The 13,368-nt window shown below is 71.0% G+C and carries 9 protein-coding genes; 1 reads left to right on the plus strand and 8 read right to left on the minus strand.

Features of this window, described 5'->3' with window-relative positions:
• Positions 1-207: 207 nt before the first annotated feature.
• The 5 genes from AC07DO_RS38010 to AC07DO_RS38030 all read right to left on the minus strand — a co-directional run bounded on the left by AC07DO_RS38010 (position 208) and on the right by AC07DO_RS38030 (position 7,984).
• A complete protein-coding gene (locus tag AC07DO_RS38010; RefSeq protein ID WP_479066763.1) occupies positions 208-3,222 on the minus strand; it encodes an alpha-mannosidase in 3,015 nt (1,004 codons plus the stop codon).
• Positions 3,223-3,471: 249 nt separating this feature from the next.
• Positions 3,472-4,707, minus strand: a complete 1,236-nt coding sequence (locus AC07DO_RS38015) for a glycoside hydrolase 5 family protein (RefSeq protein WP_479066950.1) — start codon at positions 4,705-4,707, stop codon at positions 3,472-3,474.
• Between the two features lie 72 nt (positions 4,708-4,779).
• Entirely contained in the window at positions 4,780-5,601 is an 822-nt protein-coding gene (locus tag AC07DO_RS38020; protein WP_479066952.1) for a carbohydrate ABC transporter permease, read from the minus strand.
• 92 nt (positions 5,602-5,693) lie between these two features.
• On the minus strand, positions 5,694-6,665 hold the full coding sequence (locus AC07DO_RS38025; RefSeq protein WP_479066765.1) for a carbohydrate ABC transporter permease: 972 nt from the start codon (positions 6,663-6,665) through the stop codon (positions 5,694-5,696).
• 20 nt (positions 6,666-6,685) lie between these two features.
• Positions 6,686-7,984: an extracellular solute-binding protein gene (locus tag AC07DO_RS38030; protein WP_479066767.1), complete on the minus strand. Its 1,299-nt coding sequence runs from the start codon at positions 7,982-7,984 to the stop codon at positions 6,686-6,688.
• Between the two features lie 268 nt (positions 7,985-8,252).
• Here AC07DO_RS38030 and AC07DO_RS38035 point away from each other — a divergent pair, with 268 nt between their 5' ends.
• Positions 8,253-9,302 (plus strand): LacI family DNA-binding transcriptional regulator, encoded by a 1,050-nt coding sequence (locus tag AC07DO_RS38035; RefSeq protein WP_479066769.1) that lies wholly within the window; start codon positions 8,253-8,255, stop codon positions 9,300-9,302.
• Positions 9,303-9,309: 7 nt separating this feature from the next.
• Here AC07DO_RS38035 and AC07DO_RS38040 read toward each other — a convergent pair whose 3' ends face one another.
• The 3 genes from AC07DO_RS38040 to AC07DO_RS38050 form a co-directional block, all read right to left on the minus strand.
• Positions 9,310-10,215, minus strand: a complete 906-nt coding sequence (locus AC07DO_RS38040; protein ID WP_479066771.1) for a nitroreductase/quinone reductase family protein — start codon at positions 10,213-10,215, stop codon at positions 9,310-9,312.
• 417 nt (positions 10,216-10,632) lie between these two features.
• Positions 10,633-10,806: a hypothetical protein gene (locus AC07DO_RS38045; protein WP_479066773.1), complete on the minus strand. Its 174-nt coding sequence runs from the start codon at positions 10,804-10,806 to the stop codon at positions 10,633-10,635.
• 543 nt (positions 10,807-11,349) lie between these two features.
• On the minus strand, positions 11,350-13,362 hold the full coding sequence (locus AC07DO_RS38050) for a glycoside hydrolase domain-containing protein (RefSeq protein ID WP_479066775.1): 2,013 nt from the start codon (positions 13,360-13,362) through the stop codon (positions 11,350-11,352).
• Positions 13,363-13,368: the final 6 nt, after the last annotated feature.

The raw sequence follows: 13,368 nt of genomic DNA on the forward strand, positions 1-13,368 counted from the left end.
TTCGAACCCCCGCCTGCGCCCCGACGCCCGGCACGCACTCCCCCAAGCTCTCGGCTGCGCTCGAGCAGGGGGGGGACCCCCATGGTGAACGGCGCCCCAGGACAGGTGGCTCCGCCACATGACCTGGAACGCCGCACACCGATCGCACGCACCGGACGCCGCTGCGCCCGCGCTCCGCGCGAACGACGGGGGTTCAAAGACAGGCTCTCAGCCCCGCGTGAACCGCAGTGTCACCAGCTCGAACGGCCGCAGCGTCACCGACACCGCGTCACCCGCGAGTTCGGGTACAGGCACCCCGTCGAGCGGCCGCTCCAACAAGTCGGTCACGGCGACCGAACCCGCCGCGAACCCCGTGGTGAGCGTCGCCTTCGCCCGCCCGCCGTGGGCCTCGTGGAAGCGGACGACCACGTCACCGCTGCCGTCGTCGGCGAGCTTGACCGCCGTCACGACCACCGCGTCGTTGTCGACCGTCACCAGCGGCGCCACCTCGGCGCCTCCGGTGATCCTGCGCTCGGGCAGGTTGACGCGGTAGCCCTCGCGCACCGCGTCGCCGATCGCCGCACCCGGCACCAGCGCGTGCCGGAAGCGGTGGACGCCCTGGTCGGTCTCGGGGTCGGGGAAGCGCGGGGCGCGCAGGAGCGAGACGCGGACCGTCGTGGTCGTGCCGGAGTCCTCGGCGCGGACCGTGCGGGTCACGTCGTGCCCGTACGTCGAGTCGTTGACCAGCGCGACGCCCCAGCCCGGCTCCTCGATGTGCACGAAGCGGTGGTTGCACGCCTCGAACTTGGCCGCCTCCCAGCTCGTGTTGGTGTGCGTGGCGCGGTAGAAGTGCCCGAACTGGGTCTCCGAGGCGTACCGCTCCGCGTGGATGTCCAGCGGGAAGGCGAGCTTGAGGAACTTCTCCGTCTCGTGCCAGTCGACCTCGGTGTCGATGTCGAGGCGCCGGTCACCGGGCGCGAGCGTGAGCACCTGCGTGAGGCGCGAGGTGCCGAAGGTGCGCACGATCCGCACCGACCCGCCCTCACCGGCTGTCACCTCGTCCGCCTCCACGAGGTCGGTCACGGTGTTGCGGTAGAACTCGTCCACGTCCCACGCGTCCCACATGTTCGGGAAGTCGGCGTGGATCTGCGGCAGGTTGGCCGCCCGGCCCGGCGCGACGGTCTCGCGGTCGGCCACCAGGTCGTACGCGGAGACGACCAGACCGCGCGCGTCGATCTCCACGCGCAGCAGCCCGTTGTCGAGGACGTAGCCGCCGTCGGCGCGGGAGGCGATCGCCGACTGTCCGTCGACGACGGCGGGCCGCGCGCCTCCTGCGGGGACGCCGTCGAGGGTGTGCGGGTTCGAGTTGAAGACCAAGGTTTCCGTGCCCTCACCGGCGAGTGCGTGCTGCGCCTCGTCGATGATGCCGTTGAGCTCCTGGGCGAGCGCCGCGTAGGTCGCACGGGCCTCGCGGTGCACCCACGCGATGGACGAGCCGGGCAGGATGTCGTGGAACTGGTGGAGCAGCACCGTCTTCCAGATGCGGTCCAACTGCTCGTAGGGGTAAGCGAAGTCGCCCCGCACCGCCGCCGTCGCGGCCCACAGCTCCGCCTCCCGGAGGAGGTGTTCGCTGCGGCGGTTGCCCTGCTTGGTACCGGCCTGGCTGGTGAGGGTGGCGCGGTGCAGTTCGAGGTAGAGCTCGCCGACCCAGACCGGGGCGCCCGGGTACTCGGCCTCGGCCTTCTCGAAGAACGCGGCGGGCGTCTCCCACTCGACGGTCGCCGAGCCCTCCAGGTCACGGAGGCGTGCCGCCTTGGCGATCATCTCGCGGGTCGTGCCGCCGCCACCGTCGCCCCAGCCGGTCGGGGCGAGGGAGTGCCGGGCGACGCCCTTGTCCTTGAAGTTCTTCGCAGCGTGGGCGATCTCGCTGCCCTTCATCGAGCAGTTGTACGTGTCGACGGGCGGGAAGTGCGTGAAGATCCGGGTGCCGTCGATGCCCTCCCAGTTGAAGGTGTGGTGCGGGAAGCGGTTCGTCTGCGACCACGAGATCTTCTGCGTGAGCAGCCACTTGGAGCCGGCCGCCTTGATGATCTGCGGGAGTCCGGCGGCGAAGCCGAAGGTGTCGGGCAGCCACGCCTCGTCGTTCTCGACGCCGAACTCGTCGAGGAAGAACCGCTTGCCGTGCACGAACTGACGGGCCATCGCCTCCGAGCCCGGCATGTTGGTGTCCGACTCGACCCACATGCCGCCCGCGGGCACGAACCGTCCGTCGGCGACGGCCTTCTTGACCTTGGCCCACACCTCCGGCCGGTGTTCCTTGATCCACGCCCACTGCTGCGCCTGCGACATGGCGAAGACGAAGTCCGGCTCGTCCTCGATGAGCGCGGTCATGTTCGACGTCGTACGCGCCACCTTGCGCACCGTCTCGCGCAGCGGCCACAGCCACGCCGAATCGATGTGGGCGTGGCCGACGGCGCTGATGCGGTGCGCCGACGGCTCGGCGGGGGTGGTGAGCACCCCTTCGAGCTGCGCCCGCGCGGCGGCGGCCGAGCCGTTCACGTCCTGGAGGTCGACGGCGTCGAGGGCGCGGCCGACGGCGCGCACGATGTCGTAGCGCCGCCCGGAGTCCTGGGGCAGTTCCTGCATGAGCTCGCCGAGGACTTCGAGGTCGATGACGAGCTGCCACACCGTCTCGTCGAAGACGGCGAGGTCCATGCGCTCCAGCCGGTACTGGGGCTCACTGCCCGCGGTCTCCTTGTCGCCGAGCCGCGTGGGCAGGAAGGGGTGGTAGTCGAGGATGACGGGGTTGGACGCGGCCTCGATGTGCAGCCGCACCTCTTCGCCGCCCTCGGCGGGAGCGGCGATCCGCACCCACTGGTTGCGCGGGTTGAGGCCCTTCACCGGGGTGCCGTCGGGGCGGTAGACGAGGCCTTCGCACTGGAAGCCGGGCATGTTCTCGTCGAAGCCGAGGTCGAGGACGGCCTCGACGGTCCTGCCCGCCCACTCCCGCGGCACGGTCCCGGTCACCCGGAACCAGCTGGTCCCCCAGGGTGCCCCCCACTTCTCGCCGACCGCTGTCGGCGACGGCTCGGCGGCGAGCCCTTCGGCGACCGGCACGGGCTCGCCGGGCGCGTTCCACACGGCCACGTCGAGCGGTACGGACGCGGGGTACACGGCGGGCCTGATGCGCTCGTCCAGAACCCGCTTGAGGCGGGCTTCGACCAGGGTGCGGTCGTCATGCATGAGGGTTCTCCTGGGGGGTCTTCGGTGCGAGTGAGTGGGGGGCGGGTGGGCGGTGGGCTTTCCCCGATCCCGCCCCTTCCCGAAACTGGGGCTCCGCCCCAGACCCCGCTCCTCGAACGCCGGAGGGGCTCAAAGATGCAGCCCGTCCGCCGTTCGAGGACGAGCCCGGAGGGCGATTGAGGGGGTCCAGGGGGCGAAGCCCCTTGGTCTCGGGGAGGGGCGGGGTCGGGGAAGGAGAAGCGTTCTGGCCTAGCGGACCTCCCCCGGTGTCACGACCTCCGTGATGCCCCGCGCGGCGAGATGTCCCGCGTCGGCCACCCGCCCGGCGAGGACCACCGCCGGGCGCACCCCGTCCGCCACGAGCCGCGCGAACGCCTCGAAGACCGCCCCTCCAGGGGCACACTCCGACCGCCGGGACATGGCGTCGTCCACGACCACCGCGGTCGTCCGCGGCGCCGGCGCGTACGTACGGCCGCGCCACTCCCGCACGATCCGGGCGATCGCCTCCCCCGCGGGCTTGACCTTCCCCTCGTTGGTCAACAGACCGAGGCTGTACTCCAGCTCCGGGAAATCCGCGAGGTCGCGCGAGACGTCGTGGGAGCACCACCACGTCACGCCCCACACGTCCTGGCAGTCGAGGGCGGCCTCGACGGTGTCCTCGGTGAAGGCGGCCGCGTGCTCGGCGGGTATGAGCGGTGCGGGCGCGCCGACCTCCTGGAGCCAGACGGGGCGACGCGGGTCGGTCGCCCAGGCCTTGGACAGCTCGATCATGTACGCCGCGTGGTGCCGCGTTGCCGCTCCGGTGCGTCCGTGGCGCTGGGCCGTGCCGTTGAACACCCAGGAGTGCACGGCGGTCATCGCGCCGAGCCCGGCGGCCTGCGCCGGGGTGAAGGGCTGGTCGTCCTGGTACCAGGCGGCGTCGTACTCGGCGTGCAGGTGCAGCTTGCCGGGCGCGCCCTCCTCGCACGCGGCGAGGACGGTGCGCAGCCAGCTCTCGGCCTGCTCCTCGGTGATGCGGTCGGGGTCGGGGTGCGGGCCCGCCGAGAACTGGTTGATCTCGTTGCCGATGGTCATGCCGATGAAGTTCGGCCGGTCCGCCAACGCGGCGGCCAGCGTCCGCAGGTAATCGACCTGCCCGGAGATCACGTCGGGGTCGGCGAAGATGTTCCGCCGGTGCCAGGTCTGGGTCCAGGCGGGCAGGAAGTCGAAGCTGGAGAGGTGCCCCTGGAGGCCGTCGACGTTGACGTCGAGGCCGCGTTCGGCGGCGGCGTCGGCGAGCTGGACCAGCTGCTCGACGGCGCGCGGGCGGATCAGGGTGCGGTTCGGCTGGAAGTACGGCCAGATCGGGAAGACCCGGATGTGGTCGAGGCCCAGCGAGGCGATGGCGTCGAGGTCGGCGCGCACGGCGTCGAGGTCGAAGTCGAGCCAGTGGTGGAACCACCCCTGGCCGGGCGTGTAGTTGGCGCCGAAGCGCGGCCGGCCCATGGGCAGCGGGGAAGGCGATGCGGAAGGCAATGCGGATCCTGGTTCTGGAGGATGTGGGGCGCGGAGCGGGCCTCAGCCCTTGACCGCGCCCTCGCCCACACCGCGGAAGAAGTACCGCTGCAGACAGGCGAAGAGGATGATCAGCGGGAGTACGGCGATGACGGTGCCCGCGGCGACGAGGCGTTCGTCGTTGGCGAACGTGCCGTGCAGGTAGTTCAGGCCGATGGTGAGGGTGAACCGGTCCGGGTCGCTCAGCACGATCAGCGGCCACAGGAAGTCGTCCCAGGCCCCCATGAAGGCGAAGATCGCGACGACGGCGAGGGTGCCCTTGACGGCGGGCAGCGCGATGCGCAGGAACCGCTGCCAGACGTTCGCGCCGTCTACAAACGCGGCTTCCTCGATCTCGTAGGGCACGTTGAGGAAGGCGTTGCGCATCAGCAGGACGTTGAGCGCGGAGACGCAGCCGGGCAGCAGCACACCGATGAGGGTGTTGTTCAGGCCGAGCTCACGCATGGTGGTGAACTGGGCGATGATGATGCCTTCGACGGGCACCAGCATGGCCAGGATGAAGACGATCGTGGCTGCCTTGCGGCCGCGGTAGCGCAGGCGCGCCAGGGCGTAGCCGGCGAGTGCGGCGCCGACGCAGTTGGTGACGACGTTGGCGGCGGCCACCTTGAGCGAGTTGAGCGCGTAGTCCCAGACCGGGATGGTGTCGGCGACGCGTTCGAAGTTGTGCAGGGTGGGGTCGGCGGGCAGGAACTTCGGCGGTGAGCTGAAGATGTTCTCGTGCGGGCCCTTGAGCGCGGTGGACAGCTGCCAGAGGAACGGGCCGATCATCAGCGCGAGGACCGCGACAAGGAGGAGGTAGCGCAGGACGATCTCCCAGACGGGCATCCTGCGGCCGTTCTCGTCGGTGATCCGCCGCCGACGCGGCCCCCGGGACTTGTCGGTGCGGGTCTCGTGGCGCGCACCGCCGTCGATGGTGGTCACGCGTCCTCCTTCCGGTCCGCCCGCAGGACGAGCAGCATGAGCGCGACGGTGACGACGAAGACGACGACGGAGATGGCCGAGGCGTAGCCGACGCGCCCGGTCAGGCCGGTGCCGACGCGCTGGACGAGCATGACGAGCGTGGTGTCCTCGCCCGCGGGGCCGCCGGCGGGGCCCGCCATCAGGTAGACCTCGGAGAACACCTTGAAGGCGGCGACCGAGGAGAGCGCGGCGACGAGCACCATGGTGGAGCGCACGGCGGGGACGGTGACGCTGAAGAAGCGGCGTACGGCACCGGCTCCGTCGACGGCCGCGGCCTCGTGGAGCTCGCGGGGCACGTTGGCGAGCGCCGCGAGGTAAATGATCATGTAGTAGCCGAGGCCCTTCCAGACCGTGACCGTCATGGCGCTCAGGAGGAGGAGCCACTGGTCGCTGAGGAAGCCGGCCTTGCCGACGCCCACCGCCTCCAGCAGGGCGTTGACCAGGCCACGTTCGTCGAGCATCCACACCCAGATCAGGCCGACCACGACGATGGAGGCGACCACCGGTGTGTAGAAGGCGGAGCGGAAGAACGTGATGCCGGGGATGTGCTTCTGGACGAGCAGGGCGAGCAGCAGCGGCAGGATGACGAGCGCGGGCACGACCCCGAGGACGTACAGCGTGCTGTTGCGCAGGCCGATCCAGAACATCTCGTCGTGCCACAGCTCCTGGAAGTTGGCGAAGCCGACGTAGTCGCCCTCGATGAGGGTCCGCTTGTCGGTGAACGCGTTGTTCAGGGTGCTGAGGAACGGATAGAGGATGAACACGCCGACGATCGCGAGGCCGGGCGCCGCGAACAGCCAGGGGCTGGTGGGCAGCTGGCGCCGGATGCCGCGGCGGGGGCCGCGCCCGTCGGGGCGCGGCTCCTTGGCGGCGGCGCCGGGGGCCGCGAGGTCGGTGGGGGCGGCCTGGGAGGCGGTGGTGCTCTTCATGGCGTTACCGGTTCCTGGTCTCAGCTCTGCTGCAGCAGCCGGTCGCAGTTCTTGACAGCGTTGTCAAGTGCTTCCTTGGGGCTCTCCTTGCCCTGCAGCGCCTTGGCGACGGAGTTGCGCAGCTCGACCTTCATCTGCTCGCTGAAGAGCACGGGGGTGTAGTTCACCGCGGTCTTGATGGACTTGGCGGCCGCGACGCGTACCCGTGTCTCGTCCTTGCCGTCCTGCTTGGTGAAGTACGGGTCGTCGAGGGACCCTTCGGTGCTCGGGAAGATCGCGACCTTCTTGGCGAACTCCATCTGGCGCTGCGCGTCGGTGACGTAGTGCGCGAAGGCCACGGCGGCGGGCGTCTGCTTCGTCTTGGTGTTCACCATGACGCCCATGACGTACATGTTGTCCTTGCCGGTGCTGCTGATCTGCGGCGTGATGCCGATGTTCTTGTAGAGCCGCGGCGCGTCCTTCTTGAACTTCTCCAGGTCGAGGGCGCTGCCGGGGTTCATGGCGACGGCCTCGGTGAGGAACTTCTTGCCGGTGGACTCGGGCGTCGCGGTCAGCGCCTGTCCGTCCAGGGCCTTCGCGTCGTACAGCTTCTTGTACTTGGTGAGGAGTTCGACGCCCTTGGCGTCGTTGAAGGTGAAGCCGGTGCCTTCCTTGTTCATCAGCGGGACGCCGTAGCGCCCGAAGTCCTCGATCGTGGGGACGTTGGCGAGCGTGGCGACCTTGCCGTCGCTCTTGTCGGCCAGCTCCAGGGCGTCGTCGAAGAGCTCGTCGTACGTCGTCGGGGGCTTGTTCTCGTCGAGGCCCGCGTCCTTGAACAGGCGCTTGTTGTAGAACAGCGGCCCCGTGTTGAGGTACCAGGGGAAGGCGTACGTGCCCTCCGTGCCCGGTACCTGGTGGCTCTTCCAGGCTCCGGGGAGGTACTCCTTCTCGTACTTCGACGCCGACTTGTCGAGGTCGAGGGCAAGGCCCGCCTTGGCGAGCGGGGCGACGAGGTCGGGCGAGACGTTGACGACGTCGGGCAGGGTGCCCGCGGCCGCGTCGGCGCTGATCTTGTCGGCGTAGCCCTCGCCGGGCTGGTCGATCCACCGGACCTTCGTGCCCGGGTACTTCTTCTCGAAGCCGTCCACGACGCCCTCGAAGTACGACTTGAAGTTCGCCTTCAGGTTCCAGGTCTGGAAGGTGATCTCACCCTCGACCTTCCCCGACGCGTCGGTCGAACCTCCGCCGTCGTCTCCGTCACCACAGGCGCTCAACGGCAGCAGGACGGCGAGGACGGCGCCTGCGGCGACCGCTCTGCGGGGGTTGCGGGAGATACGCACGGTGAAACGGCTCCTTTGCTCGGCCCAGCGTGAGACGGCGGTGACTGCGACCGTCCGAACCGGGCAATCCACGCCGAGGCAGACCCTGCACGGAACTGTGGCGCAAAGTCAATGGATTCGGGGAACAGAAATCGAAGATCGGCCGATCATTCGGGCAACTAGGCAGGTCAGAAGGGTGTGTTGGAAGCCTTGCGGCCGATGACTAATGCGCTTTAGAGTCTGAGCGCTCAAGCGCATTAGTATCCGGGAGCCAGGAAAGGGGCAACGGGTGCAAGGCAAGCGGTCACCGGCGCGCCGGCCGACCATGAAGGACATCGCGCGCCGCGCCGGGGTCTCCGAGAGCGCCGTCTCCTTCGCGCTCAACGACCGGCCCGGCGTCTCCGACATCACCCGTGACCGGGTGCGCAGGGTCGCCGAACAGCTGGGCTGGCGGCCCAGCACAGCGGCGCGCGCCCTCTCGGGCGAGGGCTCGGCGACGGTGGGCCTGGTGGTGGCGCGCCCGGCGGCGACGCTGGGCGTCGACTCGTTCTTCCTGCAGCTGATCTCCGGGGTCCAGGAAGTCCTCGCGGAGCGGCACTTGGGGCTGCTCTTCCAGGTCGTGGAGGACGTCGCGGACGAGTGCGCGGTCTACCGCCGCTGGTGGGCGGAGCACCGGGTGGACGGCGTCCTCGTGGTGGACCCGCGCACGGACGACCCGCGGCCCGCGCTCCTCGACGAGCTGGGGCTGCCCGCGGTGGTGACGGGCGGCGTGCCCGATCCGGACGCCGGGCATCCGGGCCTGTCCACGGTGTGGGCGGACGACGCGGGCGCGATGGCCTCGGTCGTCGGCCATCTGCACGCGCTCGGGCACCGCCGCATCGTGCACATCGCGGGCCTCGAAGGGCTCGCGCACACGGAACGCCGCATCCGCACCCTGCGCGTCGAGGCGGACGGCCGCGGCCTGTCGGGGGTCCGTTCGGTGACGACGGACTACTCCGACGCCGAGGGCGCCGCCGTGACCCGGCGGGTCCTTGAGTCGGCGGAGCCCCCGACGGCGCTGGTCTACGACAACGACGTGATGGCCGTCGCCGGGGTCGCCGCCGCGACCTCACTCGGCTTCGCGGTCCCGGACGACGTGTCGGTCGTCGCCTGGGAGGACTCGGCGCTGTGCCGCATGGTGCACCCGTGGCTGACGGCCCTCTCCCGGGACACGGTCTCCTTCGGCAGGACCGCCGCCCGCGAGCTCCTCGCCCTGCTGGACGACGGTCCCGCGGCGACGGTCCAGGTCCCGCTCCCGCGGCTCATCGAACGCGAGAGCACGGGGCGGGCCCGAGAGTGACGTGGCGTCAGGCGGGCGGCCCGGGAGGCCACGGGAGCCCGGTGAGGATCGGCAGCAGCGACTCCTCCTCGTGGTCGAGGTGGGCCGTCAACTCCGCCGACATGCGGGTCAGTTCGGCACGGAACCGTACGGGGTCCGCGCCGCCGAGATCCGCGAGGAGCGCGGCGAGTTCGCCCTGGACGCGGGCGACCTTCCGGTGTTCCTCGGCGAGCAGGTCGAAGGTGTCGCGCAGCTCGGGGTAGTAGCCCGCCATGGTCGGGAAGAGATGCGCGTCCTCGCCCCTGTGGTGGAACTCCAGGGCGTCGCAGAACGCCAGGCAGTGCTGGCGGATCTGCAGTCCGAGGCCCGGTGACGGCGGGGCGTCCGGCCCCCGGTGCCCGGCGAGCGCGGCGAAGTACGCGTCGGTCTCGTCGCGTACGTGGCGCAGCTGGCCGCGCAGCCAGAGATGCACCTGCAGCATCTTCTCGGCGAAGTTCGAGGCGCCATCCGGGATGTCCGCCTCGTGCGCGGGCCGTTCCAGGACGACGACCGGCAGGACCCGGTCCGTCCGCGCCTGGTACTCGCAGTAGCCGGGGTCGGCGGCCACGATCCGCTCGAAGAGCCGTTCGCGCCGCTCTCCTTCGGCAGGAACGGCGACGGCCTCGAACGTCTCGGTGCCGAGCTCCACGCTCACCGCGGGGTGCGCGAGGACGTTGTGGTACCAGTCGGGGTGGCGCGGGCCGCCGAGGTTCGACCCGATGACCAGGAGCAGGCCGCCGTCGCGGACGTAGCCCAGCGGGGTCGTGTGCCGCTTGCCGGACCGTGCGCCGGTGGTGGTGAGCAGGAGGAGGTCGCCGCCCTCGAAGGGGCCGCCGACCTTGCCCCCGTTCGCTCGGAACTCGTCGATGACGGACTGGTTGAAGGGTGTGGGCATGACGGTGTCGCATCTCCGTACGGGGTGCGCGGGACCGCGTCGGCGGCGTCGGCCGACCGCGGGCACCGCGGCGTGCAGGAAGGGGAGTCGCGGCCACGCGTGAGGCGTGGCCGGAGGCGCGCCGAAGCGCGCGGGTCAGGCGATGGCCTGGGGGTCAAGAACTCATGACGTGGTCATCGGCGTCGTCCTTGAGTGAAGGTGCTCGCCCGATCGCCGACCCGCCCACTGCTCTTCGGTCGGCGCCACGCGGCACGAGCACCATTACAGTCACCCGCTCCCCCGCGTGTCAACGCGGGTCGCCCCACACCTCCGGGATCACGGCTACCGGAGCGCGTCCGGACACACCTGTGCCCCCGGTCGTCCAGGACAGGGGGCACGTGGCGAAGCGGACCGGTGCGTTACCCGGCAGGTGTCGACTCAGTCGATACCGGGGAGGATGTGCGGCTCGGCGAGGTCGTCCTCGTAGCCGGCCAGACGGATGGGGGCCGCCTTGGCCCACGCCTCCAGGTTGCGGAGCTTCTGGGGCCGTCCGGCCCGCTCGCCGCCGCATTCCGCCGGTCGCTTTTCGTGCTTCGTCAGATCTGGTGTCACCGCGCACTCCTTTGTGTCGCGTAACGGAAGGACAAGGGCAGTTCGGTCGCGGTGGCGCCGTTCTCTGGCGGGACCGCGGCCATGGTTGCCGGCCTGTCCCCGGAGCGACCGAGGGATGCTTGTGGATCTCTCGTGGCCGCCCGTTCGCACTACATTAACCAAATGAGCGCTGCCTCGCTCGATGGGGACCTGAGTCGGGGTGGAATCCGGACAACGCCCCCGAAGCGGCCCCATGAGGCCCCGGGGGTCCGGGCTCCCCGAGACCCGGACGGGACGCACGTCCGACACCGTCACCGGACGGCGGCCACGCACCGGCGCAACTCGGCCACCAACCGTGACAGCGACGGGAGTTGCGTGCTCACCGCCGGGTCGGTCACCGTGGGCGCACGCCCGGTCACGACTGGCGGAAAAGGGGGAGCCGGTCCGGACCGCGCCGTGCACGGCACCCCGGACCGGCTGCCCAAAAATTTTCGCGAACCATCCGGATGGTGAGACGGCGGTCCCGGCCTACCCGCCGCAACCCCTGGCCGACCGCCACAGGCCCTAGAAGGGGGCCAGCGCCGCGCCGGCCTTGTCCAGGAGGGTGAGGGTGCGCTGGAGGAGTTGCCCGTCCTCACCGAAGCCGAAGACGTCCACGGCCTTCGCGCCGCGCCGTGCCAGGCACAGGGGGCGTCCCGGGGTGAAGCCCGCGTGCTTGGCGGCGATCTTCGACCAGGCCGTGCCGTCGTACGCCGACCACGCCAGGTGGCCGGTGGCGAGGACGCCCACCAGCAGGACGCGGTTGACGGCGGCCAGCAACTGCAGGTTCATCCACCACGCGGCGACCGGGTCCCCGCGCTCGGGGCGGTGCAGCAGGGGCAGTTCCCCGGCAGGGCCCTGCGCGCTCTCCCAGTCCGTCGCGGCGCGCTTCAACGTGGCGTGCCTGAGCCGCGTACGGGCCCGGTCCTGGACGATCAGGTGCAGTGTCCGGTCGGCGGTGCGGACCGCCGCGACACCGCTCGCCGCGGCGACGCCGTCGAGCCCGGGGACGAGAGCCGTGGCCGGGGGAGCCGGGCGGCCGCGGGCGAAGATCCAGCGGGTGTGCACGACCTGCCAGGCACGCGGGTCGTTCCAGGGCGGCAGGGAGTAGTCGTGGCCGACGTGGAACACGTCGAGCCGGTCGGCGCTGTGGACGGCGTCGTTCGGCGAGGGCAGCAGTGCGAGGTTGCTGCTGCCCGCGACCAGCAGGGCGTCCCTGCCGCCCGCTCTGGGGGGCGACGGCACGGTCTGCACGTTGTTCGTCCAGTCCACGGCCGGGCCCGCCTGCGAGAACTGCCGTACGAGCCGGTGCTCGCGGTCGACGTACACCAGGTCCAGAGCGAGCGGCGTACGGGACGCCGCCGCCAGAGGGCTGCCCTTGCGGGCCGGATTCCGGGCGGGGTTCACGGGCTGCGGATGCGGCGGGAAGGGCTGGCGGGGCGTGATCCACCGGATGCGGATCCGGCCGTCGGCGCCCAGCAGGAAGACGTGCTGCGACACGGCGTCGGTGCTGCTCGCGGCGGTGCTCGTGGCATCGAAGCCATCGGCTCCCGGCGGCGGCGTCGGGACGGTGTCCCGGGGCAGGACCGGGGTCGCGCCCAGCGGGCCGGTCCTGCCCGCCTTGTCCCGTACCGCCGTCAGCAGCTGTTCGGTGGTCGCGGCGAAGAGCCGTACGCGGTCCGGGGCCGTGTGGTGCTGCGCCGCGGCCAGCGCGATCGCGGCCTTCGGGTGCGTGGGGTCAAAGACCTTCGCCTCGTCCCAGTCGACGTCCCGGTGGCTGCCCGGGACACGGTGGTTCTGGGGCCGCCCGTTGGCGTCCGGCCAGGTCAGGGCGGGGTCCGGCGGCTGCGCGTACTGGACGGCGATCACGTTGTCCGCGTACTGCCAGCGCTCGTTGGGGCCGACCCCCCAGCTCGGCAGCGGGTAGGGGGCGAGCTCGAAGGTGTTGTTGTTCCACCGGGACCGGTCGGTCGACGGGACCGACACGGCGTAGAACACCGGCCGGAACGAGAGGACGCGCGGATCGAGGAGAGTACGCGGGTCCAACTCGGCGCGGTAGCAGTAGAACCCGGTCCTGTATCCCGCGAGGGAGACCGCGAGCAGCCACGACAGGATGTACTCGGCCGTGCCGGTGGACGCCTTGGCCCAGGCCCCGGGGCCCCCGCTCAGGTGCCCCTCGATGTCCAGATAGAGCGTCGCCCCGGCCTCGAGCCCGGCGCGCCGGGCGAGGCCGACGGCGGCGAGACCGTCGTCCCCGCCGTCGACCGTCCCGAACGCCCCTCCTGGCACGGCCGGCTTCTTCTTCACCGGGTCGGCCGCGGCCCCGTCGATCTGCGTGGACTTGAAGGGCACCCAGATCGGCAGGACGGTCCAGCCCGGATCCCTGAGGTCCCACAGCCGGGTGGACCAGCTCGTGCTGTCGTCCCCGCGGTCGTGGGCCAGGTAGAACCCGATGAAGCGCAGGTTCGACCGGCGCCACAGCCACGACAGGCGCGGGTCCCAGAGCATGATGTCCATGCCGGGGTACGTGGTAGGCATCGCGGC

It is taken from the genome of Streptomyces sp. NPDC045678, assembly GCF_056432085.1.

What these genes read in the sequence shown, in the direction of transcription:
- AC07DO_RS38040 (WP_479066771.1), bottom strand. Translation starts at nt 10,215, where the DNA reads ATGCCCACACCCTTCAACCAGTCCGTCATCGACGAGTTCCGAGCGAAC.
- AC07DO_RS38050 (WP_479066775.1), bottom strand. Translation starts at nt 13,362, where the DNA reads ATGCCTACCACGTACCCCGGCATGGACATCATGCTCTGGGACCCGCGC.
- AC07DO_RS38015 (WP_479066950.1), bottom strand. Translation starts at nt 4,707, where the DNA reads ATGGGCCGGCCGCGCTTCGGCGCCAACTACACGCCCGGCCAGGGGTGG.
- AC07DO_RS38025 (WP_479066765.1), bottom strand. Translation starts at nt 6,665, where the DNA reads ATGAAGAGCACCACCGCCTCCCAGGCCGCCCCCACCGACCTCGCGGCC.
- AC07DO_RS38010 (WP_479066763.1), bottom strand. Translation starts at nt 3,222, where the DNA reads ATGCATGACGACCGCACCCTGGTCGAAGCCCGCCTCAAGCGGGTTCTG.
- AC07DO_RS38020 (WP_479066952.1), bottom strand. Translation starts at nt 5,601, where the DNA reads ATGCCCGTCTGGGAGATCGTCCTGCGCTACCTCCTCCTTGTCGCGGTC.